Annotated in this window: 21 protein-coding genes and 3 tRNA genes; 15 read left to right on the forward strand and 9 right to left on the reverse strand. The window is 68.9% G+C overall.

All coding sequences use genetic code 11. The features are described 5' to 3' along the window. Positions 1-59 precede the first annotated feature (59 nt). Genes B2U11_RS10270 through phaC form a run of 5 tightly spaced genes read right to left on the reverse strand, consistent with a single transcriptional unit; the run spans position 60 to position 7,316 of the window. Positions 60-1,472, reverse strand: coding sequence for an FAD-binding oxidoreductase (locus B2U11_RS10270; RefSeq protein WP_292071527.1), 1,413 nt, complete (start codon positions 1,470-1,472; stop codon positions 60-62). Between the two features lie 49 nt (positions 1,473-1,521). Continuing rightward, positions 1,522-3,600 (reverse strand): DNA topoisomerase IV subunit B, encoded by a 2,079-nt coding sequence (parE, locus tag B2U11_RS10275; RefSeq protein ID WP_292071528.1) that lies wholly within the window; start codon positions 3,598-3,600, stop codon positions 1,522-1,524. Continuing rightward, on the reverse strand, positions 3,566-4,930 hold the full coding sequence (locus B2U11_RS10280; RefSeq protein WP_292071530.1) for an O-antigen ligase family protein: 1,365 nt from the start codon (positions 4,928-4,930) through the stop codon (positions 3,566-3,568). The genes parE and B2U11_RS10280 overlap by 35 nt, the downstream gene beginning before the upstream one ends. A 41-nt stretch (positions 4,931-4,971) precedes the next feature. Further along, positions 4,972-5,352: a hypothetical protein gene (locus tag B2U11_RS10285; protein ID WP_292071532.1), complete on the reverse strand. Its 381-nt coding sequence runs from the start codon at positions 5,350-5,352 to the stop codon at positions 4,972-4,974. Beyond that, complete coding sequence (gene phaC / locus B2U11_RS10290; RefSeq protein ID WP_292071534.1) at positions 5,349-7,316, reverse strand: class I poly(R)-hydroxyalkanoic acid synthase; 1,968 nt, start codon at positions 7,314-7,316, stop codon at positions 5,349-5,351. The genes B2U11_RS10285 and phaC overlap by 4 nt, the downstream gene beginning before the upstream one ends. 82 nt (positions 7,317-7,398) lie before the next feature. Here phaC and B2U11_RS10295 point away from each other — a divergent pair, with 82 nt between their 5' ends. From B2U11_RS10295 to B2U11_RS10335, 9 genes are all read left to right on the forward strand, one after another. Continuing rightward, complete coding sequence (locus B2U11_RS10295; RefSeq protein WP_292071536.1) at positions 7,399-7,860, forward strand: hypothetical protein; 462 nt, start codon at positions 7,399-7,401, stop codon at positions 7,858-7,860. A gap of 40 nt (positions 7,861-7,900) precedes the next feature. Beyond that, complete coding sequence (gene recJ / locus B2U11_RS10300; RefSeq protein ID WP_292071538.1) at positions 7,901-9,718, forward strand: single-stranded-DNA-specific exonuclease RecJ; 1,818 nt, start codon at positions 7,901-7,903, stop codon at positions 9,716-9,718. A 90-nt stretch (positions 9,719-9,808) separates the two neighbouring features. After that, positions 9,809-9,883: transfer RNA gene (locus B2U11_RS10305), tRNA-Glu, on the forward strand. A 256-nt stretch (positions 9,884-10,139) separates the two neighbouring features. Then, positions 10,140-10,655 carry a cold-shock protein gene (locus B2U11_RS10310; protein ID WP_292071563.1) on the forward strand — a complete coding sequence of 172 codons (516 nt, stop codon included), beginning with the start codon at positions 10,140-10,142 and terminating at the stop codon, positions 10,653-10,655. A gap of 23 nt (positions 10,656-10,678) precedes the next feature. Then, entirely contained in the window at positions 10,679-11,173 is a 495-nt protein-coding gene (locus B2U11_RS10315; RefSeq protein ID WP_292071539.1) for a DUF192 domain-containing protein, read from the forward strand. Positions 11,174-11,218: 45 nt separating this feature from the next. After that, a tRNA-Pro gene (locus B2U11_RS10320) sits at positions 11,219-11,295 on the forward strand. 79 nt (positions 11,296-11,374) lie between these two features. After that, a complete protein-coding gene (locus tag B2U11_RS10325) occupies positions 11,375-11,680 on the forward strand; it encodes an ETC complex I subunit (protein ID WP_292071541.1) in 306 nt (101 codons plus the stop codon). 16 nt (positions 11,681-11,696) lie between these two features. After that, positions 11,697-11,773 (forward strand) — tRNA-Arg (locus B2U11_RS10330). An 87-nt stretch (positions 11,774-11,860) separates the two neighbouring features. Beyond that, complete coding sequence (locus B2U11_RS10335; protein WP_292071543.1) at positions 11,861-13,480, forward strand: acyl-CoA dehydrogenase family protein; 1,620 nt, start codon at positions 11,861-11,863, stop codon at positions 13,478-13,480. On the opposite strand, the gene metC is transcribed toward B2U11_RS10335, so the two are convergent. Beyond that, entirely contained in the window at positions 13,481-14,644 is a 1,164-nt protein-coding gene (metC, locus tag B2U11_RS10340; protein WP_292071545.1) for a cystathionine beta-lyase, read from the reverse strand. It lies immediately after the preceding gene. 79 nt (positions 14,645-14,723) lie between these two features. Here metC and B2U11_RS10345 point away from each other — a divergent pair, with 79 nt between their 5' ends. Together B2U11_RS10345 and B2U11_RS10350 are read left to right on the forward strand one after the other, a co-directional pair. Continuing rightward, positions 14,724-15,818 carry an amino acid ABC transporter substrate-binding protein gene (locus tag B2U11_RS10345; protein ID WP_292071547.1) on the forward strand — a complete coding sequence of 365 codons (1,095 nt, stop codon included), beginning with the start codon at positions 14,724-14,726 and terminating at the stop codon, positions 15,816-15,818. 34 nt (positions 15,819-15,852) lie between these two features. After that, the gene (locus B2U11_RS10350; protein WP_292071550.1) at positions 15,853-17,178 is read left to right on the forward strand and encodes a dicarboxylate/amino acid:cation symporter; all 1,326 of its coding nucleotides are present in this window, start codon (positions 15,853-15,855) and stop codon (positions 17,176-17,178) included. Positions 17,179-17,195: 17 nt separating this feature from the next. Here B2U11_RS10350 and sseA read toward each other — a convergent pair whose 3' ends face one another. Genes sseA through B2U11_RS10365 form a run of 3 tightly spaced genes read right to left on the reverse strand, consistent with a single transcriptional unit; the run spans position 17,196 to position 20,734 of the window. Beyond that, the gene (gene sseA, locus B2U11_RS10355) at positions 17,196-18,020 is read right to left on the reverse strand and encodes a 3-mercaptopyruvate sulfurtransferase (protein ID WP_292071552.1); all 825 of its coding nucleotides are present in this window, start codon (positions 18,018-18,020) and stop codon (positions 17,196-17,198) included. Positions 18,021-18,027: 7 nt separating this feature from the next. Next, on the reverse strand, positions 18,028-19,248 hold the full coding sequence (locus tag B2U11_RS10360; protein ID WP_292071553.1) for an SAM-dependent methyltransferase: 1,221 nt from the start codon (positions 19,246-19,248) through the stop codon (positions 18,028-18,030). Between the two features lie 34 nt (positions 19,249-19,282). Then, positions 19,283-20,734: a cryptochrome/photolyase family protein gene (locus B2U11_RS10365; protein WP_292071555.1), complete on the reverse strand. Its 1,452-nt coding sequence runs from the start codon at positions 20,732-20,734 to the stop codon at positions 19,283-19,285. 109 nt (positions 20,735-20,843) lie between these two features. Here B2U11_RS10365 and kdsA point away from each other — a divergent pair, with 109 nt between their 5' ends. From kdsA to B2U11_RS10385, 4 genes are all read left to right on the forward strand, one after another. Then, complete coding sequence (gene kdsA / locus B2U11_RS10370; RefSeq protein ID WP_292071557.1) at positions 20,844-21,722, forward strand: 3-deoxy-8-phosphooctulonate synthase; 879 nt, start codon at positions 20,844-20,846, stop codon at positions 21,720-21,722. 19 nt (positions 21,723-21,741) lie between these two features. Continuing rightward, positions 21,742-23,196, forward strand: coding sequence for a D-glycero-beta-D-manno-heptose 1-phosphate adenylyltransferase (gene rfaE2 / locus B2U11_RS10375; RefSeq protein ID WP_292071559.1), 1,455 nt, complete (start codon positions 21,742-21,744; stop codon positions 23,194-23,196). Then, on the forward strand, positions 23,193-24,194 hold the full coding sequence (gene rfaD, locus B2U11_RS10380; protein WP_292071560.1) for an ADP-glyceromanno-heptose 6-epimerase: 1,002 nt from the start codon (positions 23,193-23,195) through the stop codon (positions 24,192-24,194). Before rfaE2 ends, rfaD begins: the two co-directional genes overlap by 4 nt. Next, positions 24,194-24,811: DUF3089 domain-containing protein (locus B2U11_RS10385; RefSeq protein ID WP_292071561.1), on the forward strand; the 618-nt coding region annotated here is incomplete at its 3' end. The genes rfaD and B2U11_RS10385, both read left to right, overlap by 1 nt.

Genomic DNA, 24,811 nt, shown 5'->3' on the forward strand with positions numbered 1-24,811 from the left:
CTGGATCGGCTGCGCCGATCGATGCGACACCTCCCCCGTAAGCGTGAGAGGATCTATAATTAGAACAGCACCGCCGGGTTCATGATCCGCTGCGGATCCAGGGCGCGGCGCAGGGCGGCCATGGTCTCGATCTCGACGGGCGACTTGTAGCGCTTGACCTCGTCAGTCTTCAGCCGGCCCAGGCCGTGCTCGGCCGAGATGGAGCCGTCGTAGCGGGCCACAACGTCGTGGACGACCTGGGAGCCTTCCTTCCAGCGGCCGATGAAGGCGGGCACGTCCTGACCCACGCCCGGCAGGATGTCGTAGTGCAGATTGCCATCGCCGACATGGCCGAAGACCGAGACGCGCGCGCCAGGATGGAAGCGTTCGACGGCGGCCGTCGCCTCGTCGATGTAGTCGGCGATGCGGCTGATCGGGACCGAGACGTCGTGCTTCCAGCCGCCGCCCTCGGGCTTCAGGGCGGCCGAGTGTTCCTCGCGCAGGCGCCAGAAGGCGGCGCGCTGGGCGTCGTTCTGGGCGATGGCGGCGTCGGTGATCAGCCCCTCCTCGAAGGCGACCTCCAGCAGGGCCTGCATCTGCGCTTCGGCCCCGCCCGGCGTGCCTGAGGCGATCTCGATCAGCACGTACCAGTCGGGCGTGGAGTCCAGCGGCTCGCGGGTGTCGGGGATGTTCTTGAGCACCAGTTCCATGCCCAGGCGCTTCATCAGCTCGAAGGCCTCGACCCCGCCGCCGGTCTCGGCCTTGGCGCGGGCCAGAAGCTCGATGGAGGCGGCCGCCGTTTCCAGCCCCACGATCGCGACGGCGCGCGAGCGCATGATCGGGAACAGTTTCAAGGTCGCGGCGGTGACGACGCCCAAGGTGCCCTCGGCGCCGATCAGCAACTGCTTCAGGTCATAGCCCGTGTTGTCCTTCCTGAGCCGCTTCAGGCCGTGGAAGATTTCGCCATTGGGCAGGACCGCCTCGATCCCCAGGACTAGATCGCGCATCATGCCGTAGCGCAGCACCTGGGTGCCGCCGGCGTTGGTGGAGATGACGCCGCCGATGGTGGCCGAACCTTCTGCCGCCAGGCTGAGCGGGAAGTAGCGGCCCGCCGCCGTCGCCGCCTGTTGCGCCTCCAGAAGGGTCAGGCCGGCCTCGACCGTCATCGCGTCATCCAGCGGCGTGACGTCCCGCACGGCCCGCATCTTGCGCATCGACAGCAGCACTTCGCCAAAGGGAACCTGGCCGCCGACCAGGCCGGTAGCGCCGCCCTGGGGCGTGATCGCCACGCCGTCGCGCGCGCACAGGGCCACGATCCGGGCCGTCTCTTCGGTCGAGCGCGGCGTCAGCAGGATGGGGGTGTTCCCGGTCCAGCGGTTGCGCCATTCGGTCAGCCAGGGCGCGATCTCCTCGGCGTCCTGGGTCCAGCCGCCAGCGCCGAGGGCGACCTTCAATTCATCCAGAAAGGCGGGCGAGGGGGCGGTCGTGCTCATGCGCCCCTTGTGTCAGGCGTGACCGTGAGTGGGAAGGCCCCGCGCCGTCTCAGACGTCGAGATCTTCTTTCGCGAACTGCGCGTTTTCCTGAATGAACTGGAAGCGCGCCTCCGCCCGCTTGCCCATCAGGCGTTCGACCAGGTCCTCGATGCTCGCCTCGGCGTCCGGCACGGTGATGCGGGCCAGGGTGCGCTTCTTGGGATCCATGGTGGTCTCCTTCAGCTGGGAGGCCATCATTTCGCCCAGTCCCTTGAAGCGGCCGATCTCGGTCTTCTTGCCCTTGAAGACGGTGGACAGCAGCTCGTCCCGGTGGGCGTCGTCGCGAGCGTATTCGCTCAAGGGGCCGGCGGAAATCCGATAGAGCGGCGGCAGGGCCATGAAGACCCGGCCCTGGCGGATCGTCTCGGGCATGACGCGGTAGAAGAAGGTGATCAGAAGCGCCGCGATGTGGGCGCCGTCCACGTCGGCGTCGGTCATGATGACGATCCGCTCGTAGCGCAGGTCGTCGATGTTGAAGCGGGCGCCCGGCTGGACGCCCAGCGCCAGGGTCAGATCCGACAGTTCGGCGTTGGCGCGCAGCTTGTCGGCGGTGGCCGAGGCGACGTTCAGGATCTTGCCGCGCAGGGGCAGGATGGCCTGGGTGGTGCGGTCGCGCGCCTGCTTGGCCGAGCCGCCGGCCGAATCGCCCTCGACGATGAACAGTTCGGTGCCTTCCGCTGCCTGGCGGGAACAATCGGACAGCTTGCCGGGCAGGCGCAGCTTGCGGGTGGCGGCGGCGCGCTGGACCTCCTTGTCCTTGCGACGGCGTAGCCGGTCCTCGGCCCGGTCGATGACGAAGCCGAGCAGGGCGTTGGCCTGTTTAGGGCTTTCGGTCAGCCAGTGATCCAGCGGATCGCGCAGCAGCTGCTCGACCAGGCGCGCGCCCTCGGGCGAGGACAGGCGGTCCTTGGTCTGGCCCTGGAACTCGGGATTGCGGATGAAGACGCTGATCAGGGCGCCCGCGTTGGCGATGACGTCCTCGGCCGTGATGACGCCCGCGCGCTTCTCGTTGGTCAGTTCGCCGTAAGCCTTGAGCCCCTTGACCAGGGCGGCGCGGAAGCCGGCCTCGTGCGTGCCGCCATCGGGGGTGGAGACGGTGTTGCAGTAGGACTGGATGAAGCCGTCGGCCTCGCCGAAGCCGGCGGGCGACCAGGTGACAGCCCATTCGAAGGCGCCCGCCTCGCCCTGACGCTCGGCGCGGCCGGCGAAGACGGGGGTGACGGTCTCAAGCTCGCCGATGCGGTCGGACAGGGCGTCGGCAAGACCGCCGGGGAAATGCAGCGTCGCCTGGGCCGGGGTCGCGTCGGTGATCCGCTCCGCCGCGCAGGTCCATTTGATCTCGACGCCGCGGAACAGATAGGCCTTGGAGCGGGCCATGCGGAACAGGCGGGCGGGCTTGAACGCCGCGCCGACGCCGAAGATCTGGTCGTCCGGCTTGAAGCGGATCAGGGTGCCGCGCTTCTTCGACGGCTGGACCTGCTGGATGGGTCCCAGAACGTGGCCGCGGCTGAAGGACTGTTTCCATTCGAAGCCGTCACGCCACACGGTGACGTCCAGATGCTCGCTCAGCGCATTGACGACCGAGACGCCGACCCCGTGCAAACCGCCTGAGGTTTCATAGGCTTTTCCCGAAAACTTCCCACCCGAGTGGAGGACGGTCATGACCACTTCAAGCGCCGACTTGCCGGGATGCTTGGGGTGGGGATCGACCGGGATGCCGCGGCCGTCGTCGCGGACGGACAGATAGCCCTCGGCGTCCAGATCGACGGTGATCAGCTTGGCGTGGCGGGCCACCGCCTCGTCCATCGCATTGTCCAGCACTTCGGCGAACAGGTGGTGAAGGGCGCGCTCGTCGGTGCCCCCGATATACATGCCCGGCCGCTTGCGGACCGGCTCCAGCCCCTCCAGCACTTCGATGGAGGACGCCGAATAGGCGCCGGGCGCGCCAGACGTGGCGGGCGGCGGCGCGGGCGTCGGAGCCAGAGGCGGCGGCGCTTGGGGCGCGGTCACGGCGACCGGCTTCGGCTCGGGCTTTGCGGGCTCGGGCTGCGGATCAAAGGTGAACAGGTCGTCGGCGGGCTGGGCCATTCACATAGTCTGGAGCGATTCGGGGCCGGTTCTGGTAGGCCCGCACGGCGCGCGGGGCAAGCGGCGCCCGGACCGGGGCGGAATCGAAGGTCACCGCCCGCGACAGGATGGCCAGCATCAGCACCCAGGGCAGGTTGGCGTGCGTCATCAGCACGCTTTCGGACAGGCTCAGGGCGGTGAAGACGGCCAGATAGGCGATGCTCCAATAGCCTTCGCGCACGCCCATGCCGCCCAGACGCGCGACGAGCAACACGGCCGAGATCGCCATCACGCCCCCGACCGCGAACGCCCCGGGCCAACCCAGTTGGACCAGCAGGTCGATCCAGCCATTGTGAGCCGAGGGGACCGGCCACTGGGTTTCCAGACGGATCTCGCGCGCAGGGATGGAGTCCACGCCCCAGAAGGCGCTGAAGCCATAGCCCGTCCAGGGGCGCTCGGCGACCTTGCGCATCAACGCCTCCCAGATCAGCGTCCGGCCGGTCAGGGACGGATCCTTGCCCAGCGCCTCCAGGATCACGGCCGAATCGGAGTTCCAGATCCAGGCGCCCAGGGCCGAGACGACGACGCCCAGCCAGACGGCCGCTACGGTGATCGCCGCGCCGCCCTGACGCAGCACCCACCATCCGGCGACCAGGCCGACGCCGATCATCCAGCACAGCAATGAAGTCTTCGACTGGGTCGCCAGCACCAGGAGGGTGCATAGCGCGAGGGCCAACAGGGCCGGCCAGCGACGTCGGGCGAGGCCCGACATCTGGTCGGAGGCCAGGGTCGCGGCGGCGGAAATGGCGCCGACGACCATCACCAGGCCCATCTGGTTTTTCTCGTACCACAGGCCGCGCCACAGGCCGGCGTTGTCGTACTGATGCACGCCGATGCGGGGAAAGGCGAAGACCATGATCAGGCTGCCCACCGCCATGACCAGGCAGTTCCACATCAGCATCCGGGGCAGGGCGACGCCGCGAAAGACACAGCCGACATAGACGGCGAAGGCGCTGTTGATGGCCATGGCGATGACCCGACGCTGGGTCACGGCCGGGTCGATCGACCAGTATTTCGAGACATAGGCCAGGATGATCAGGCCAAACAGCATCAGCCAGGCGGGCCAGGCGCGGATCACCTTGTCGAAACGAAAGGCGACCAGGCCGGCGGTGACCGCATAGACGGGAATCCAGATCAGCCGCAGGATCGGCGTCTCACCCTGGTCGGGGGCCAGCACCGGGGCGATCAGGGCGCCGGTCAGCATGAAGACGACGAAGCCGGCCGCCAGCCGTTCCCACAGCGGCGGTTCCTCCTGAACGATCCCTGCGGGCTGAAAGCGATCGGCGGCCACGACGGGAAGGTTCCACCCCCGGCTTAAGGAAGCGTTCGCGCTCAGCCCCGGCGACGCGCGCGCAGGGCGGAATCGACCGATACGCCGAACCAGACGGCGGCGATGATGACCAGCAGGCCGTAGTCCTGGCCGGGGAAGAAGACCGGCGCGGCGGCCGCGAAGATCACCGCCAGGGGGAACAGGCCCGCCAGCACCGCGCTGGTCGGCGCCTCGGCGCGGATCATCGGATGAAGCTCGGTCTGGCCCATGCGCCGCGCCATCCAGGAGTTCAGCCCCGCCACGATGGCCGAACAGACCACCGCCGAGACGACGTATTTGATGGTGTTTCCGGGCTCGCCGAAGGCGCTGGCGGTCAGCACCAGCAGCACCAGCGCCACGCCGGTCGACACGGCCAGCAGGATATTGGGTTCCAGACGGTTCAAGACTTCACTTTCACATAGGCGCCGGGCGCCGGCTCGATCGGCTTCAGCGGGCCCTTGGTCGGGTCGCGCGCGGGGATGTCGGGGCCGGACAGGGGCCGCAGCCATGCGGCCCAGTGTTCCCACCAGCTGCCGGGATGCTCCACCGCCCCGGCCTGCCACTCGGCGAGCGTCGCGGGCAGGGCATCGTTTGTCCAATGCTTGTACTTGCGGGCCGACGGCGGATTGATGACGCCGGCGATGTGGCCCGACCCCGCCAGGGTGAAGACGACATCGCCGCCGAACAGCCGCGCCGAGCGGTAGACAGAATTCATCGGCGCGATGTGATCCTCGCGACTGGCCTGGAAATAAAGAGGAATGGTCACGCGCGACAGATCGGCGGTCACGCCGCCGATCTCGAAACGGCCGTTCGCCAGCGCGTTCTCTCCATACATCCGGCGCAGATAGGCCATGTGCAGCGCCTTGGGCATCCGCGTCTGATCGGCGTTCCAGAACAGCAGGTCGAAAGCCGGCGGCTCCTTGCCCATCAGATAGTTGCTGACGAAGAAGGACCAGATCAGATCGTTGGCGCGCAGGGCGTTGAAGGTGTCGGCCATCGCGGCGCCGGGCAGGACGCCGCCGGCGGCGTCCATCTGGCGTTCGATCTCCGCCAGCCAGTGTTCGTCGGTGAACAGCAGCAGATCCCCGGCCTCGGCGAAGTCGTGCTGGGCGGCGAAGAATGTCGCGGCGGCGACGCGCGTGTCCCCTCGCGCGGCCATATGCGACAGGGCCGCGCCAAGCAGGGTGCCGCCGATGCAGTAGCCGACAGCGTTGAGGCGGTCTGTCCCGGCCTGTTCCAGCGTCTTTTCGACCGCGCGATAGACGCCCTTCTCCAGATAGTCGTCGAAGCCGTAATCGGCCTTGTCCTGGTCCGGATTGACCCAGGAGCAGACGAAGACGGTGAAACCCTGCGCGGAAAGCCACCGGATCAGCGAGTTCGCCGGCTGCAGGTCCATGATGTAGAATTTATTGATCCAGGGCGGGAAGATCAGCAGCGGGACTTGGTGCTGGGTCTCGCCGGCCGGGGCGTACTGGATCAGCTCGAACAGTTCGTCGCGCCAGACAACCTGGCCGGGGGCGGTGGCGACGTTCTCGCCGACGACGAACTTGCCGTAGTCGGCCTGGCTGATCCTCAGGGATCCACCGCCGCGCTCCAGGTCGGCGGCGAAGTTCTGCATGCCCTTGACCAGGGACTCACCGCTGGTCTCGGCCAAGACCTTCAGCGCCACGGGGTTGGACGCCAGGAAGTTGGACGGCGAAAAGGCGTCGGTCAGCAGACGGGTGAAGAACTGCGCGCGCCGTTTGACGGCGGGATCGACATCCTCCACCCCCGCGATGAGGCCGTTCATCCAGTCGGATGTCAGCAGATAGGACCGCCGCATCAGGTCGAACATCGGGTTCTCGGCCCAGGCCGGGTCCTTGAACCGCTTGTCGACGGGCGCGGGATCGGGCGCCTCGCCGGCCGCCTGACGCGCGCTGGAGGCCCATAGGTCCATGTAGCGGCGGAACAGGTCGGCCTGGGCCTGGAGCAGCTTTTCCGGGCGCGACGCCAGGCTGGTCATCACCGAGGTCAGGGCCGGGGCGACATTGAACGGGTCGGGCGACAGGGCGGCCGTCCCGTTCTCCTGGGTTCTGGCCGCCTGAGACAGGGCCGCCTCGGCAAGCGCGCCCTGCGCCGTCATCGCCGCCTTGGCCAGGTTCATCGACAGGGTCTCGATCAGCTGCGCCTGATCCAGGGCGCCGGCGCCGGGCGACGGCGGGTCCACCGGCGCCTGATCGGGCGGGGGAGGGGTGGCGGTCGATGCGGACGCGGGAGGCGGCGTCTTCTTCGTCCGCACGGGTCGGGGCGGCTTGGCCGAGGTCGGTCGGCCGGGCTTTCGCGCCGGGCGCTGGGCGGGGTCGGCGGGCGGCGCGGGGGACTTGGCCATGATGATCCTCGACGACGGGAATGGCGAACGGGCGGTCGCGCCCTTCCGCGCCGGTCGATGATGGCATAAGACCGACACCGAAATGAACGCGCCCCACGCCAAAAAGACGAGACCTTTCTCCGCCGGCCTGCTGGCGTTCGCCGTCGCTGGCGTTCTGGGCGGCTGCGCGGACCGGTTCGCGGACCGGACCGAGCAGGCTTCTCCGCTGGCGCCGCGGATCCAGGCCCTGGTCGACGCCAACCGCCGCTATCCCCGGTGGGAGGACTTTCCGCCCGCGCCGACGGGTTTGCCCGAGCCGACGCAGGTGGCGGCCAACGTCCAGGGCCTGAGCTCTCAAGGCGGCGCCCTGGCCGAGGAGACCGCCCGGATCGACTGGACGCTGGGCGACGCCGAAACGCTGGCGGCCGAAACGCGCGCCCAGGTCGGCGACGTGCCGGTCTCGCCCGACTCGGCGCGCACCGCCGCCGAGATCGAGGCCCTGGCCCGGGATCTGCGCGAGCGCGCCAAGGCTCCGCCGCCGATCGACCGCCGCCCGACGCGATGAAACGGTCGCCGGGGACGCAGAATCCCCGAATAGTGCGCTGATGGCGGACGATGGCGGCATCAAGGGCGTGAACGCCTTCCTGGGCGTATCCCGTTCTCTGTCCGGTCGGGCGTGGCGTCTGCGACCAGCCGACGCGGCGACGACGCGGGCGCACATGCAGGCCCACGGCCTGGACGAGCCCCTTGCGCGGGCCTTGGCCTCTCGCGGGGTCGGCGCCGAACAGGCGGGGGACTTCCTGCGCCCCACGCTTCGCGCGCTGTTTCCCGATCCGTCCAGCTTCATGGACATGGACGCCGGCGCGACGGCCATCGTCGATGCGGTCCAGGCGGGCAGCGCCGTTCACGTCTTCGCGGACTACGACGTGGACGGGGCGGCCAGCGCAGCCCTGCTGGTTCGGTGGTTCCGGGCGATGGGCGCGGAGCTGCCGATCTATGTGCCCGACCGGATGACAGAGGGCTACGGTCCCAGCGCACGGGCGTTCGACACGCTGAAGGCGGCCGGCGCCGATCTGGTCGTGACGGTCGATTGCGGGGCGGCGGCGAACGAGGCTCTGGCCCATGCCGCCTCTATCGGTCTGAACGTCGTCGTGATCGACCACCACCTGATGCGCAGCGAGCCGCCGCGCGCCTTGGCGGTGGTCAATCCGAACCGGCCCGGCTGCGCCTCGGGCCAGGGCAATCTGGCGGCCGCCGGCGTGGTGCTGGTGCTGCTGGCCGCGTTGAACCGAGAGGCGAGGCGACGCGGCCTGTTCGCCGATAGCGCCGAGCCGGACATTCGCCAGTGGCTGGACCTGGCCGCCCTGGGCGCCGTGTGCGACGTCACCGGCCTGACGGGGTTCAACCGGGCGCTGACCGGACTGGGCCTGGGGGTGATGAGCGCCTGGCGAAATCCTGGCCTGAAGGCGCTGCTGGCCGCCGCCGGAGCCGAGCCGGGGCCGGCCAAGACGAATCACTGCGGCTTCATCCTGGGGCCGCGCATCAACGCCGGCGGCCGGATCGGCCGCTCGGACCTGGGCGCGCGGCTGCTGTCGACGGACGATCCAGCCGAGGCCGCAGCGCTGGCGGACGAACTGGATGCGCTGAACCTGTCGCGCCGAGAGGTCGAACGGACCGTGATCGAGGCCGCCATCCGCCGCGTCGAGGCCACCGGCGCCCACGCCGACGATTCGGCGGTCGTCGTCGTGGCCGGCGAGGACTGGCATCCGGGCGTGGTGGGCATCGTCGCCGGACGGCTGCGCGAACGCTGGAGAAAGCCGGTCGTCGTGATCGGGCTGGATCCCGTGAACGACGTGGGCAAGGGATCGGGCCGATCCCAGCCCGGCATGAACCTGGGTCGCGCGGTCCAGGCGGCCTGGGAGGCCGGCGTGCTGCTGGCGGGCGGCGGCCACGCCATGGCGGCCGGCCTGACGGTGGAGGGCGGGCGCATCGCCGAACTGACGGACTTCCTGAACCAGCGGCTGGCGGGCGAACGCCTGGTCGCCGCGGCCGAGGACTGGCTGGAGGTCGACGCCCTGGTCGATCCGGCGGGCGCGACCCGCGCTGTGTTCGAGGCGTTCGAGCAGTTGGCGCCGTTCGGCCCGGCCAATCCCGAGCCCGTCTTCGCCCTGAGCGGCGTGCAGGCGCGCGAACCGGTCCAGATGAAGGGCGGCCATGTCCGCTGTCGCCTGGTCGGCGCCGACGGCGCCTCGATCCGTGCGGTCGCCTGGCGTTGCGCCGACCTGCCCGCCGGGCAGGCGCTGCTGTCGGGGCAGGGGGGTCTGAACGTCGTGGGACGGCTGAGGGCCGACGACTGGAACGGCCGGCGCGGCGTGCAATTCGAGATCGAGGACGTGGCGGATCCCCGAATGGTCCAGGCCTGACGGCGGCCTCCGCGCGCGCCGGAAGAATCCGGAAATCGAGGCTTGCACCCCGCCAAGGGCGCGGCTATATCGCCGGCTCTCCCGCGCAGCGGTCCCTTCGTCTATCGGTTAGGACGTCAGGTTTTCAACCTGAAAAGAGGGGTTCGATTCCCCTAGGGACTGCCACGCGGGATGAGTTCTCGGCACGGCGTAGCCGCCGAAACCTTCCGAACCCGTCAAATCTTCATCGTGTGGGGCGAAATATCGCCGTCAATGGTTGCTTGGCGGCGACAGGGCACCCGAATTTCGCCCCGAGATTGAGCCTTCCGCACGATTGACCTGAATTTCCGCTCCCCGGCGTTCATGGAACGGTGTTAAGCTTAACCTGTTCGCATTGAGGGATGCGCGAACGGGGGTAGGGAAGTTGTCTGATTTCGATGCCATGGAAACGGCGCAGACCGTTCGGATCGTCGGTCGTGTGAAGTGGTTTGATCCGACGAAGGGTTACGGCTTCATCGTGCCGGACGACCCGACCCTGACCGAATTGCGCGACGTCCTGCTGCACGTCAGCAGCCTGCGCGACAGCGGTCGGGACATGGCCGAGGAAGGCGCGCCCATCACCTGCGACTGCGTCAAGCGGCCCAAGGGTTGGCAGGCTGTCGAGATCCACGACCTGGGACGAGGCGTCGCCGTCGCGCCCCCGCGCAAGCCCGCTCCCGCCGCTCCGGCCTTCGACGGCGCCGTCGAGGACCTGGAGCCCGCGATCGTCAAATGGTTCAACCGCACCAAGGGCTATGGTTTCGTGGTGCGCGAGGGCGACACGGCCGATATCTTCGTCCATATCGAGACGCTGCGGCGTTGCGGGTTCGACGACCTGATTCCCGGCTCGCCGGTTCATGTGCGATTCGCCAGCGGCCCGAAGGGGCTGGTGGTCGCGGAAATCAGACCGGGCGAGTGATCGGCTCGCCCCGAGGAGGGCGGATGCCGGGCTGGACACGACGCACGACGACGGCGGGGCTGCTGGCGCTGGCGCTCGGCTTGGGCCTCTCCGCCTGCGCGGGATCGGCCGCGCCGCAGGGGCCGAACGGCGAACCGATGCAGCGGCTCAGCATCGTCACAGCCACCGGCGACCACCAGTTCTGGGTCGAGATCGCCGACGAGGAGCCAGAGCGTCAGCGGGGCCTGATGTTCCGCCCGCCGCTGGAGCCCGACCGCGGAATGCTGTTCACCTGGCCCGGAGAGGCGGCGCGCGAACAGAGCTTCTGGATGCGCAACACGCCCAGTTCGCTCGACATTCTCTACATCGATCCCGCCGGCCGCATCGTCTCCATCGCGCCGCACACCACGCCGGAGTCGGAAGCGCCCATTCCCTCCAACGGCGCGTCGAACGGCGTGCTCGAGCTTCGCGCGGGACGCGCCGACGAGATCGGGGCCAAGCCCGGCGACCAGGTGCGTCACCCCTATTTCAAACCCTGATTGCGAACCGGCGCGCGAAGTGGCAAGACGGCGCTCCATTCGGTCCGGGGTGTAGCGCAGCCTGGTAGCGCATCTGGTTTGGGACCAGAGGGTCGGAGGTTCGAATCCTCTCGCCCCGACCAATGGACGCCGCTGGATTCCCCGTCTGGCGCGCGGTATGGCGGCGGTCGAGGCCGCCGCATCGACCATGAGGACACCGCCATGCTCGCCCGCATCTATCGCCCCGCCAAGACCGCCATGCAGTCCGGCAAGGCCAAGAGCCGCGACTGGCGCCTGGAGTTCGAGCCGGCCTCGGCGCGGACGATCGATCCCCTGATGGGCTGGACCAGCTCCACCGACATGAACGGACAGGTCCGCCTGACCTTTGACACGCAGGAAGAGGCCGTCGCCTACGCCGAGCGGCATGGCATTCCCTTCCGCCTGCACGAGCCGCAGGATCCGCCGGTCATCATCAAGGCCTACGCCGACAACTTCGCCACCAGCCGCAAGCAGCCCTGGACGCACTGACGGCGGACGGCGACCAGCGCCCTTAGCTCAACCGGATAGAGCATCCGCCTTCTAAGCGGACGGTTGCAGGTTCGAGTCCTGCAGGGCGCGCCAGTTCGCCAAGACGTGGGTGGATCGTCCCGCATGGTTTTTCGGGGGACGGTTTGCGCCTAGTCTGACGGTTCCTGTCGTGGAGCCGCCATGTCCGCCTACCGCCCGATCGCGCATCTGGATACGCACGAGGTCGCCAACCAGCCGCCGCCGCTGGAGGATGTGAACCTGTTCACCGGAGATCGGGCGCTGAGCGAAGCGGTCGAGAAGGCGGGCGGCGGGATGCATCGGCATCGGCTGACGACGCTGGGCGCGCAGTGCGGGTCCGCCGAGGTGATCGACTGGGGCGTGGAGGCCAACCGACAGGCGCCTGTATTGGACACGTTCGACCGCTATGGCCAGCGGATCGACGAGGTCCGCTTCCACCCCGCCTATCATCAGTTGATGGCCCTGGGACTGGACAACGGCTTCGCCTCGGTCGCCTGGGACGGGACGCCCGCAGGCCATGTGGCGCACGCGGCGACCCTTTTCCTGACGGCCCAGGCCGATTCGGGCACGACCTGTCCGATGACCATGACCTATGCGGCCATCCCGGCCCTGCAGGCCGAGCCCGATGTCGCGGCCGAATGGACGCCGCGTATCCTGGCCGGGCGCTATGACCCGTCGGTGAGGCCGGCCGCGGACAAGGCCGGGGTCACGATCGGCATGGCCATGACGGAAAAGCAGGGCGGATCGGACGTGCGCGCCAACACCACCCGCGCCGAACCGACGGGCGAGGACGGCTGGTACGCGCTGACCGGGCACAAGTGGTTCTGCTCTGCGCCGATGTGCGACGCCTTCCTGACCCTGGCCTATGCGCCGGGCGGCCTGACGTGCTTCCTGCTGCCGCGCTGGACGCCGGACGGAGAGCGCAACGCCGGATTCCGCGTCATGCGGCTGAAGGACAAGATGGGCGACCGGTCCAACGCGTCGTCAGAGGTGGAATACCACGGCGCGCTGGCGCAGCGTCTGGGGCCGGAAGGGCGCGGGGTCGCCACCATCATCCGCATGGTCCAGCACACGCGACTGGATTGCGTGCTGGGCTCGGCCCAGCAGATGCGCGGGGCTTTGGCGCAAGGATTGTGGCATGTGGCGCACCGCTCGGCCTTCCAGAAGCGGCTGATCGACCAGCCCATGATGGCCGCCGTCCTGGCCGATCTGGCGGTGGAGAGCGAAGCGGCGACCGCGCTGGGCCTGCGCCTGGCCCAGGCGTTCGACCAGGACGCCCCGCTCGCGCGGCTGCTGACGCCCATCGCCAAATATTGGGTCTGCAAGCGGGCGCCGGGCTTCGTTTACGAGGCGATGGAGAGCCTGGGCGGGGCTGGCTATGTCGAGACGGGTCCGATGCCGCGCCTGTTCCGACAATCGCCGCTGAACGCCATTTGGGAAGGCTCGGGCAATGTCATCGCGCTTGACGTCTTGCGAGCGATGGGACGAGAGCCGGAGGCGGTCGACGCCCTGCGCGATTTCTTGGAGGCCCGGCGCAGCCGCGACGCCGACTATGACGCCTGGCTGGACGGGCTGACCTTCCAGGCGACGCACGAGGCCGAGGCGCGGTGGGTGGTCGAACGGCTGGCCCTGGCCAGTCAGGCGGCGGTGCTGCTGGACTGGAACAGCCCGGTCGCGGAGACCTTCTGCCGCCTGAGGCTGCGACCGCGCGGCGCGGCCTATGGCGCGTTCGACGCGCGGATCGACGCCGCCGCGATCCTGGATCGCGCCATGCCGGCCTGATCAGCCGGCGAAGGCGGCCAGACCCCGCTCCAGGTCGGCGATCAGGTCTTCCGGATCTTCCAGCCCGATGTGCAGACGGATCAGTTCCCCCTCCAGCACCGGCGGGTGGTCGCGATAGGCCATCTGGTGCGTCTCGTGCGTGGCCAGGCTCTCGAAGCCGCCCCAGGAATAGCCGAGGCCGAACAGGCTCAGAGCGTCCAGCATCCGACGGCCGGCGGCCGCGTCGCCGCCCTTCATCACCACGCCCATCAGCGAGGCGGCGCCGGTGAAGTCGCGCGCCCACAGCGCGTGTCCGACCGAGCCGGGCAGGGGCGGATAGAGCACGCGCGAGACCTCGCGCCGCCCTTGCAGCCACTTGGCCACCTTCAGGCCGGAACGCCCCTGCTCGGCGTAGCGAAGCGGCAGGGTACGCAGGCCGCGCAGCGCCAACCAGGCGTCGTCGGGAGAGACGTGCCAGCCCATGTCCTCGATCGCATCGGCGATGGCGGACCGACAGCGCGGATTGTTGACGGCGATCCCGCCCATCAACAGGTCCGAGTGACCCCCGACGTATTTGGTCAGGGCCTGGACGCTGACGTCCACGCCGTGCGCCAGGGGCTTGAACGCCAGCCCCGCGCCCCAGGTGTTGTCCAGCACCGTCAGAACGCCGCGCGCCCGGCAACCGGCGGCCACGGCGGCCACATCGACCATTTCGAAGGTCAGGGAGGCGGGCGATTCCAGAAGGACGACCCGCGTGCGCTCGCCCACGGCGGCCAGTATCGTTTCCGCATCCGCTTCCGCAGGCAGGAACCGGGTCGTGACGCCGCGCGCCGCCTGATAGCGGCTGAGAAAACGCCGGCTGGGCCCATAAACCGCGTCGGTGGTCACCACCTCGTCGCCCGGACGCGTCAGGGCCAGCAGGGGCAGGGTCACGGCGGCTAGGCCCGAAGGAACGATGAAGGCCTGTTCGGCGCCTTCCAGCCCCGCCAAGGCGGCGCGCAGTTCGCGGGCGACCGTCATGCCGTCTAACCCATAGACCGGCCCGCCGGCGTCATCGCGCATGGCTTCGGCGCGATCGCTGAGCATGGTCGAGGCGCGCTCAAGCGGCGGATTGACCGGACGACGCCCCGCGCCTCGGCGGGTGGCGGAGGCGATCAGGCGCGTGCGGTCCGATGGCGACGTCATGGTCCCTCCAACGGGTTGCGGATCGCGCCCTAAAGGCCTCTAAACAGGGGCGGGCGCAAGCGGCGGAGAACAAGACGCGATGAGGGTCTGGGCGATCGGAGCGATGGCGGCGTTGCTGACGGGCCTGTCCGCCTGCGACCGAAAGCCCGCCGAGATCCCGGCCGAGACAACGACGCCCGCGCCCGCCGCCGCTTCAACCTCCGACCTGCCGGACAGCCCGACCCTGGCGGCCGTGAAGCGTCGCGGGCGGCTGAATTGCGGGGTGCACCAGGGGCTGGTGGGCTTCGCCTACACCGACAATCGCGGTCAGTGGCGGGGATTCGACGTGGATTTTTGCCGGGCCATGGCGGCGGCGATCTTCGGCGACCCGGACGCGGTGCGTTTCGTGCCCCTGACAGCGAAGGAGCGATTCGCCGCCCTGTCCAACGGCCGCGTAGACGTGCTGTGGCGCAACTCGTCCTGGACCATGAGCCGCGATGCAGGCGAGGGCTTCGTCTTCGCGGGGATCAACTATTACGACGGTCAGGGCTTCCTGGTGCGGCGGTCGCTGAACCTGGCCAGCGCGACCGAGCTGAATGGGGCGCGAGTGTGCGTCCAGAACGGATCGAACGCTCAGGCGAACGCCGACGACTTCTTCCGCTCGCGAGGAGTGGCCTACCGGCCGGTCGTGCTGGAGACCGAGGAAGCGGCGCGCGACGCCTACGGTCGCGAGGACTGCGACGCCTTCAGCGCGGACATCTCGGCCCTGGCGGCGGCGCGGACCGTGCTGTCGAATCCGCAAGAGCACGTGATCCTGTCCGACGTCGTGTCCAAGGAGCCGTTGGGCCCGGTGGTCAAGCCCGGAGACGATCGTTGGACTGCCGTCGTGCGATGGACGCTGAACGCCGTGATCCTGGCCGAGGAATTGGGCGTAACCCGCGAGAACGCCGAGACATTGGCGAAAGACAGCCGCGACCCGCGCGTGCGTCGGCTGCTCGGCGTCGAGGACGACTACGGCGCGATGATGGGTCTGTCCAAGACCTGGGCCCTGAACGCGATCGGCGCCACCGGAAACTATGGTGAGATCTTCGACCGGAACCTGGGATCGCAATCGCCCCTCGACCTGGCGCGCGGATTGAACGCACAATGGAACGCGCGGCCCAGTGGGTTGATCTACGGCTTGCCGATCCGATAAGGCCCGCCTCTTCGAACACGGTCCTGGGGGACAGATGACGCAGACGAAACGCGGCGGGCTTCCGCTTCACTGGCTGATGCTGATCGGCTTTGTCGTGGGCCTGGGCGCGGGCCTGTGCGTAAACCTGACGCTGGGAGGCGACGTCGCCTGGGTCCAGTGGCTAACCGCCAACATCACCGGTCCCATCGGTCAGATCTTCCTGCGTCTGCTGTTCATGATGGTGATCCCGCTGCTGTTCTCGGCGCTGGTGATCGGTGTGGCGGAGATGGGCGACCTGGCGTCGTTGGGGCGCGCGGGGCTGAAGACCCTGCTGCTGACCATCCTGATCTCGGGCATCGCCGTGGTGATCGGCCTGGGCATGGTCAATCTGCTGCAGCCCGGACGCGGGGTCGATCCGGCCCTGGCGCAGTCGCTGCTGGAGCAGGGCCGCGCTGGCGCCGCGAACATCGTCGATAACGCCCCGACGAGCATTTCTCTGGGCGACTTCTTCCTGGACCTGGTTCCGTCCAACGTCTTCACCGCAGCGGCGGAGAACGCAATCCTGCCCGTGATGGTGTTCGCCCTTTTCTTCGGCATCGGCCTGGTCATGGCCCGCAGCCCGGCGACGGATCGCTTGCAGGAGGTGATCCAAGGCCTGTTCGAAGTCACGATGAAGCTGATCAATCTGTTCATCAAGCTGGCCCCCCTTGCCATCGCCTGCCTGATGTTCAATCTGGCGGCCCTGTTCGGCGTCGAACTCCTGATCCGTCTGGCCGCCTATGTCGGCGTCGCCGTCGGCGCCATGGCGATCCACATGTTCGTGGTCTATCCGCTGGTGGTGTGGCTGCTGGGCGGAATGTCGCCGATCGCCTTCTTCCGCGGCGTGCGCGAGCCAATGATCGTGGCTTTCTCGACGGCATCCTCCAACGCATCCCTGACCTTCTCGCTGCGGGCGGCTGAAGAACAGTTGCACCTGCCGCGCAAGATCGCCCGCTTCGTCCTGACGGTGGGCGCGACGGCCAACCAGAACGGCACGGCCCTGTTCGAAGGCGTCACGGTGCTTTTCCTGGCGCAATTCTTCGGCATCGACCTGACGCTGACGCAACAGTTGATCGTCATGCTGGTTTGCATTCTGGGCGGCGTCGGCACGGCAGGGGTTCCGGCCGGTTCTCTGCCCGTCGTGGCCATGATCCTGGTGATGGTCGGCGTGCCGGCCGAGGGCATCGGCCTGATCCTGGGCGTCGACCGCTTCCTGGATATGTGCCGCACCACGCTCAACGTCACCGGGGACCTGGCGCTGGCCACCATCGTCTCGCGCGGGGAAAGCGACGACGCGCTGGAGGACCGGCCCGATCCGGCGCCGTTCGCGCCCGCGAACTAGGCGTCGGCGGCCTCGCCTCAGCCGGTCTGGACGGGCGTGTCCGCGCGCCCGCCCCATTCCGCCCAGGAGCCGTCGTAAAGCGCCGCGTCACGTCCCAGTTCGGCCAGACCCAGGTTCAGGATGGCGGCGGTGACGCCCGAGCCGCAGCTGGTCGTGATCGGCCGATCGATGTCGATCCCGGCTTCGGCGAAGGCCCGGGCCAGGTCCGCGCCGCGCTTCATCGCGCCGTCGTCCTGCAGCAGGCGGTTGTACGGCAGGTTGATCGCGTCGGGCATATGGCCGGGCCGGACGCCAGGGCGCGGTTCGGCCGCTTCCCCGCGAAAGCGCGGTGCGCCCCGCGCGTCGATCACCTGGTCGCCTCGGGCCAGCCGGCGACGCACCGTTTCCAGGTCCGCCACGCCGTCCAGCCTCTGCGCGGGGCGAAAGCGGGCCGGGTTCGGTGCGGCCGGGCCGCTTTCGATGGGACGTCCCTGTCTGCGCCAGGCGGGCAGCCCGCCGTCCAGCACCCGCACGGACACGGCGCCCATGACCCTGAACATCCACCAGACGCGCGCGGCCGAGAACAGCCCTGCGGTGTCGTAAACGACGATGACATCCGTCTCGGACACGCCCAGGGCGCCCACGGCTGCGGCGAAGTCGGCCGGCGCGGGCAGCATGTGGGGCAGGGGGCTGGCCGGGTCCGACACCGCTTCCAGGTCGAAGAAGACGGCGCCCGGCAGATGGGCGCGCGCGAAGTCGGCGCGTGCGTCGCGCCCGTCCAGATGCCAGCTGCCGTCGACGATGCGAAGGTCCGGCCGTCCCAGCAGCGCCGCCAGTTCGTCGGGAGAGATCAGCGGGCCCATGCGCGCCTTAGGCCCGACTCAGCGCCAGTTGCACGACGTCCGTGCGGCGCGAACGGAATCCCGCCTCGCAATAGGCCAGATAGAAGCGCCACAGACGCCGGAATCGTTCGTCGAAGCGATCCATGCGACGGATGTCGCCCCAGGCCGCCTGGAACCGCTCGTCCCAGCGCTTCAGCGTCTCGGCATAGTCCAGACCAAAACGTTCGATGGCGTCCCAGGTCAGGCCCGCCTCCGCCACGACCGGCCGCAGACGCTCCTCAGACGGCAGCATACCGCCCGGAAAGACGTATTTCTGGATGAAGTCAGTGCGCGCGTTGTACTCGTCGAACAGCGTGTCCTGAATGGTGATGATCTGCAACCCCGCCCGGCCGCCCGGCGCCAGCACCTCATGAATCGTCTCGAAATAGGCGGGCCAATATTCCTTGCCCACCGCCTCGAACATCTCGATCGAGGCGACGCGGTCGAAGCGGCCCTGAACGTCGCGATAGTCGATCATCTCGACGCGAGCGCGGTCCGCCAAGCCTGCGTTGAACAGCCGCTGACGGGCGAAGTCATGCTGTTCGCGCGAGATGGTGATCCCGGTCACGTCCGCGCCGATCTCGCGCGCCGCGAACTCGGCGAAGCCGCCCCAACCGCAGCCGATCTCCAGCACGGTCATGCCGGGCCTGAGATCCATCAGGCGCGCCAGGGCCGAATATTTGTCGCGCTGAGCCGCCTCCAGCGCCTGATCCGGCCGGGCGAAGCGCGCCGAGGAATAGGTCATGCTGGCGTCCAGCCAGGCGGCGTAGAAGGCGTTGCCCAGATCGTAGTGGGCGTGGATGTTCTTCTTGGAGCCGGCCCGGCTGTTGCGATGCCGACGGTGGGCCAGCCAGTTGACCGCCTTCATCACGACATTGCCGTCGAACAGACGCCGGATGTGGTCGTAATTATCGACCAGGGTTTCAAGCAGCGCCGCCAGTTGGGGCGTGTCCCATTCACCAGCCATATAGCCCTCGGCGAAGCCGATGTCGCCGGCGGCCAAGACGCGGCGGGCGAAGCCGTAGTCCCTGACCTCCAGCACGCCGTGCGGGCCGGGCTGGTCCCCCTGGAGCATATGCGTCTCGCCATTCGGAAGCCGCACCGTCAGCCGTCCGAAGGTCCAGTTGGCGGCCAGCAGGCGCAGAAGCATGGCGAACAGGCGCGGCGTGCGCCGGGCGACGGCTTCGATCTCTGCGGCGGCGACGCTCATCGACGAACACTCTTTCATCGCGCGGGGGCGGAGGTCAATCACGGTTGCTGGCCTGGTCGCCGCGACCGCTGACGGCCTTCAGCGCATCCAGGGCGCGGGCGCGGGCTTCGTCATGGTCGACGATCGGCCGGGGATAGTCGCGGCCCAGGCGCACGCCGGCGTCGCGCAGGACGTCCTCAGGCGCGGTCCAGGGCGCATGCAGCCATCTGTCGCCAAGCCGCGCCAGTTCCGGGACCCAGCGGCGGATATAGGCGCCGTCGGCGTCGAACTTCTCGCTCTGCGCGACCGGATTGAAGATTCGGAACCAGGGCGACGCATCGGCGCCCGACCCCGCGATCCACTGCCAGTTCTGGACGTTGTTGCCCGCGTCGGCGTCGACCAGCGTGTCCCAGAACCAGGCCTCGCCTTCGCGCCAGTCGATCAGCAGATGCTTGACCAGGAAGGAGGCGGCCACCATCCGCACCCGATTGTGCATCCAGCCGGTCGTCCACAACTGACGCATCCCCGCATCGACCAGCGGATAGCCGGTGCGGCCGCGCTTCCACGCCTTCAGGGCAGCCGGCGCATGACGCCACGGCATGGCGTCGTATTCGGGCCGGAAGGCGCGGTCGGTCATATAGGGGAAGTGGTGCAGCAGATGAGCCGAGAACTCGCGCCAACCCAGTTCGGCCGCGAACTTCTCGGCCTCCGCGGCGGGGACGCGCCGGTCGGCGGCGGCCGACCGCGCCTGGGTCATGGCCCGCCAAGGGCTGATCTCGCCCCAATGAAGATGGGGAGACAGACGGCTTGTCTCGGGCCGGCCAGGATAGTCGCGGCCTTTGGCGTATGATTTCAGACCCGTGGAAATGAAATCTGACAGCGCATCCGAGGCGCCCGCCTCACCGGGCGTCCAATCGAATCCTTCGGACCAATCCGGTTTCGACGGATGGAGCGTCCAGTCGTCCAGGGCGTCACCATCCACAGCCGGCGTGTCGATGCGGCGGGGACCCAGGGTGTGGCCGGGCGCCTCGATCTGCGCCAGCAGCGCCTTCAGGAAGGGCGTGAAGACCTTGTACGGCTGTCCCGAGCCGTTCATCACCCCGCCGGGGCGGGCCAGGAGCGCGCCATTGAAGCCTCGGCACTCCACGCCGTCCGACTTCAGCGCATGGGCGATGTCGGCGTCCGTCTCGAAGGCGTCGGGCTCGAACAGACGGTTCATGAGGACGATGTCGGCGCCGGTCTGGTGCGCCAGGCGTTGCAGTTCGGCCAGGGAATCGCCGCGCCGCAGCGCCAGGCGGCTTCCGCGTTCGCGTAAGGAGGCGTCCAGCGCGCGCAAGGACTTGTCCAGCCACCAGCGCGCGGCCGCGCCAGGCGGCCGGCCGTGGCCTTCGTCGAGGATATAGACTGGCACGATGGGACGCCCCGTCTCGGCCGCGCGGTTCAGGGCTGGGTTGTCGTGCAGCCGCAGATCGCGACGAAACCAGAGGATGACGGGCTTTGTGGCCACGCGGGCGAACTCCGTGATAACTTGCGCTCAGTCCGAACGAGCGCCACCTGTTGGCCTCATAGACGCGGCATGGACCGCGCCCGCGAAACCAGAAAGCAAGAGAGCCGCCGTGAGCCGACCCAACGCCGTCATTACGTTGTCCGAAGGTCTTCGGACGCCTGTCGTCATCGGCGGCGGCGCCCGGATCACCTTCATCGCCGGCCCGTGCCAGATGGAAAGCCGCCAGCACGCGCTGGAGACGGCCCATGCGCTGAAGGAGATCGGCGAGCGGCTGAACGTCGGCATCATCTACAAGACCAGCTTCGACAAGGCGAACCGCACCTCGGCCAGCGCCGCGCGGGGCATCGGCCTGAAGGACGCCTTGCCGATCTTCGCCGAGGTCCGGGAGGTCACCGGCCTGCCGACCCTGACCGACGTCCACTCCGAGGCCCAGTGCGGTCCGGTGGGCGAGGTGGTGGACGTGCTGCAGATTCCCGCCTTCCTCAGCCGCCAGACCGACCTGCTGCTGGCCGCCGCCGCGACCGGCAAGGCGATCAACATCAAGAAGGGCCAGTTCCTGGCCCCGTGGGACATGAAGAACGTGATCGCCAAGGTGGTCGGCGCGGGCAATCCCAACGTCATGGCCTGCGAGCGGGGCGCCAGCTTCGGCTACAACACCCTCGTCAGCGACATGCGCGCCCTGCCGGTGCTGCGCGAGATCGGCTGCCCGGTCGTGTTCGACGCGACCCACAGCGTGCAGCAGCCGGGCGGGCAGGGCACGTCCTCGGGCGGCCAGCGCGAGTTTGTGCCGGTGCTGGCCCGCGCCGCCGTCTCGGTCGGCGTCGATGCGGTGTTCATGGAGACGCACCCGGACCCGGACCACGCCCCGTCGGACGGCCCCAATATGGTGCCGCTGGACCAGTTCGAGGCGCTGGCGGCGCAGCTGATCGCCTTCGACGACCTGGCCATCCAGACCGGCGCCAAGGGGCCGGTGGCGCTGGCGGCCTGAATCCTCTAGGCCGGGCGGCATGTCCGATACGCTTGATCTGGGCGCCCTGCAGACCCTGCTGGAGCGCGTGCGCGACCTGAAGGCGGCCTGCGTCGGCGACCTGATGCTGGATCGCTACGTCTACGGCGAAGTCAGCCGCATCTCGCCCGAGGCGCCGATCCCCGTGCTGCGCACCCGCCGCACCACCGCCATGCCTGGCGGGGTGGGCAATGTGGCGCGCAACGTCGCCGCTCTGGGCGGGCTGGCGCGCCTGGGCGCGGTCGCCGGCGAGGATGCGGCAGGGCAGGAGTTGCGCGACCTGATCGCGGCCGAGGATCGCGTGGTCGACTTCGTGTCGCGACCGTCAGACGCGACCACCATCGTCAAGACCCGTTTCGTCGCCGGCGGCCAGCAGCTGCTGAGACTGGACGAAGAGGAAGCCGGCGCTCAGATCGACGATTCTGACGCCTTTGCAGAGACTTCCGTCATTCTTCTATCCGATTATGCTAAGGGCGTCGTCAGCGACGGGCTGATCGCGGCGGCCTTGGGCGCGGCGCGGCGGACGGGGGCGCCGGTGATCGTCGATCCCAAGGGCCGCGACTTCGCCCGCTATGGCGCGGTGGACGTCATCAAGCCCAACGCCTCGGAGCTGGCGGGCGCCACGAGCCTGCCGGTCGAAACCGACGCCGAGGTCGAGACGGCGCTGGCGGCCCTGCTGGAACAGACGACCGCCAAGGCCGTCGTCGTGACACGGGCGGGCAAGGGCATGAGCCTGATGCGGCGCGGCGCACCCGTGCGGCACTTCCCCGGTCGGGCGCGTGAGGTGTTCGACGTCTCCGGCGCTGGCGACACGGTCCTGGCCTCCCTGGGCCTGGCGCTGGGCGCGGGCGCCTCGCTGGAAACGGCGGTGCAGTTCGCCATCCTGGCCTCCGGCGTGGTGGTCGGAAAGGCGGGCACCGCCGTGGTCACGCCCGCCGAACTGGTCGAGGCGGAACTGAGCCAGCACGCCGTCGCCGCCCAGGCCAAGGTGACGCCGCTGGACGAACTGGCCGCCGAGGTCGAGGCCTGGCGCCGTCAGGGGCTGAAGGTCGGCTTCACCAACGGCTGCTTCGACATCCTGCACCGCGGCCACGTCGCCTATCTGGCCCAGGCGCGCGGGTGGTGCGACCGGCTGGTGGTGGCGCTGAACACCGACGCCTCGGTGCGGCGGCTGAAGGGGGAGGGGCGGCCCGTCAACGATCTGGACAGCCGCGCTGTCGTCATCGGCGGCCTGGCCAGCGTCGACCGCGTGACCAGTTTCGACGATCCCACGCCCATCGCCCTGATCAAACGGCTGCGCCCCGACGTGCTGATCAAGGGCTCGGACTACACGCGCGAAGGCGTCGTCGGCGGCGACCTGGTCGAAAGCTGGGGCGGCGTGGTCCGGCTGGCGGACTTCAAGGACGGGTTTTCGACCACCCGCACCATCGAGAAGATGACCGGGAGCGCTCAATGACGCCGAAAATGATCGTGGTGACGGGCGGCGCCGGCTTCATCGGTTCCAACATCGTGGCGCGACTGGCCGCCGACACCGCCTATGATGTGGTCGTTTGCGACCGGCTGGAGACCGCCGACCTGGCCAAGTGGCGCAACCTGGCCAAGCACGCGGTCGCCGATCTGTGGGCGCCGGAAGAGCTGTTCGAACAGTTGGAGCGGCACGCCCCGCGCATCGAGGCCGTGGTGCACATGGGCGCCATCTCCTCGACGACCGAGCCCGACGCCGACCTGATCCTGAAGACCAACTTCTCCCTGTCGCGCGACCTGTGGGTCTGGTGCGCCATTCGCGGCGTGCGGATGATCTACGCCTCCTCGGCGGCGACCTACGGCGACGGCGAAACGGGCTTCAATGACGACGACGACGCGGATTCATTGTCTGAACTTCGACCGCTAAACGCCTATGGCTACTCGAAACTTCTGTTCGACCAGTACGCCGTGCGGCAGGCCGACCGAGGACAGGCCCCGCCTCAGTGGGCGGGACTGAAGTTCTTCAACGTCTATGGCCCGAACGAAGGCCACAAGGGCGGGATGAAGTCGGTCGTGGCCCAGATCTGGCCCAAGGTGGCGGCGGGCGAGGCCGTCAGCCTGTTCCGCTCGCACAATCCGGCGTACGAGGACGGCGGCCAGTTGCGCGACTTCGTCTACGTCGACGATGTGGTCGACATCGTCGAATGGCTGCTGCAGGCGCCGCAGGTGTCGGGCGTCTTCAACGCCGGCTCTGGACAGGCGCGCTCCTTCGCCGACCTGGCGCGGGCGACCTTCGCGGCGGCGGGCAAGGCGCCGGCCATCGAGTATGTCGACATGCCCGAGGTCATCCGCGACCGGTACCAGTACTTCACCCAGGCCCGCATGGACCGGGTCCGCGCCGCCGGCTTTGGCGGCCAGTCGACGCCGCTGGAGGAAGGGGTCCGCCGCTACGTCCAAGACTTCCTGTCCAAGCCGGACCCCTACCGCTGATGAAGACGCGGCTGACGTTTCGGCAAGGGGTCGGCCTGGCGGGCGTCGCGACGATCCTGATCCTGACGGCGGCCGTGGCGGTGTGGCGGGGCGACATATTGAGGGCCGGGCTCGACCCGCAGGTGCCGTTCCAGACCTATGAGCCGCCCCCCGCGCCGGACTATTCACAGCCGTCCGCCTGGGCGCTGCTGGATTCGCGGACCGACGGGGCGGGGCCGGCGGCGGTTTTTTTCGTCCATTCGACCACCTTTGACGGCGGCCGCGACTGGAACGCGCCGATCGGGGATCGAGAGGCCGACGCCTATCTGCGCCGCGTGGTCCTGCCCAACTACGCCGCGCCGTTCGCCCGGGCCGGATCGGTCAGCGCGCCGCGCTATCGCCAGGCCAGCCTCTACACCCGCCTGACCCTGCGCGACGATGCACGCGAAGCCCGCGCCTTCGCCTACAGGGATGTTGCGGCGGCCTTCGACGCCTGGCTGCAGCGTCACCCCGAGGACCCGATCGTGCTGGCCGGGGTGGAGCAGGGGGCGGATCTGCTGGACCGTTTGCTGCGCGAGAAGGTCGCGCCCGTTCCCGCGCTGCGCGCCAGGCTCGTCGCGGCCTATCTGATGGACGCC

Origin of the sequence: Brevundimonas sp. UBA7534 (assembly GCF_002479325.1) — a bacterium.
GTDB lineage: Bacteria > Pseudomonadota > Alphaproteobacteria > Caulobacterales > Caulobacteraceae > Brevundimonas.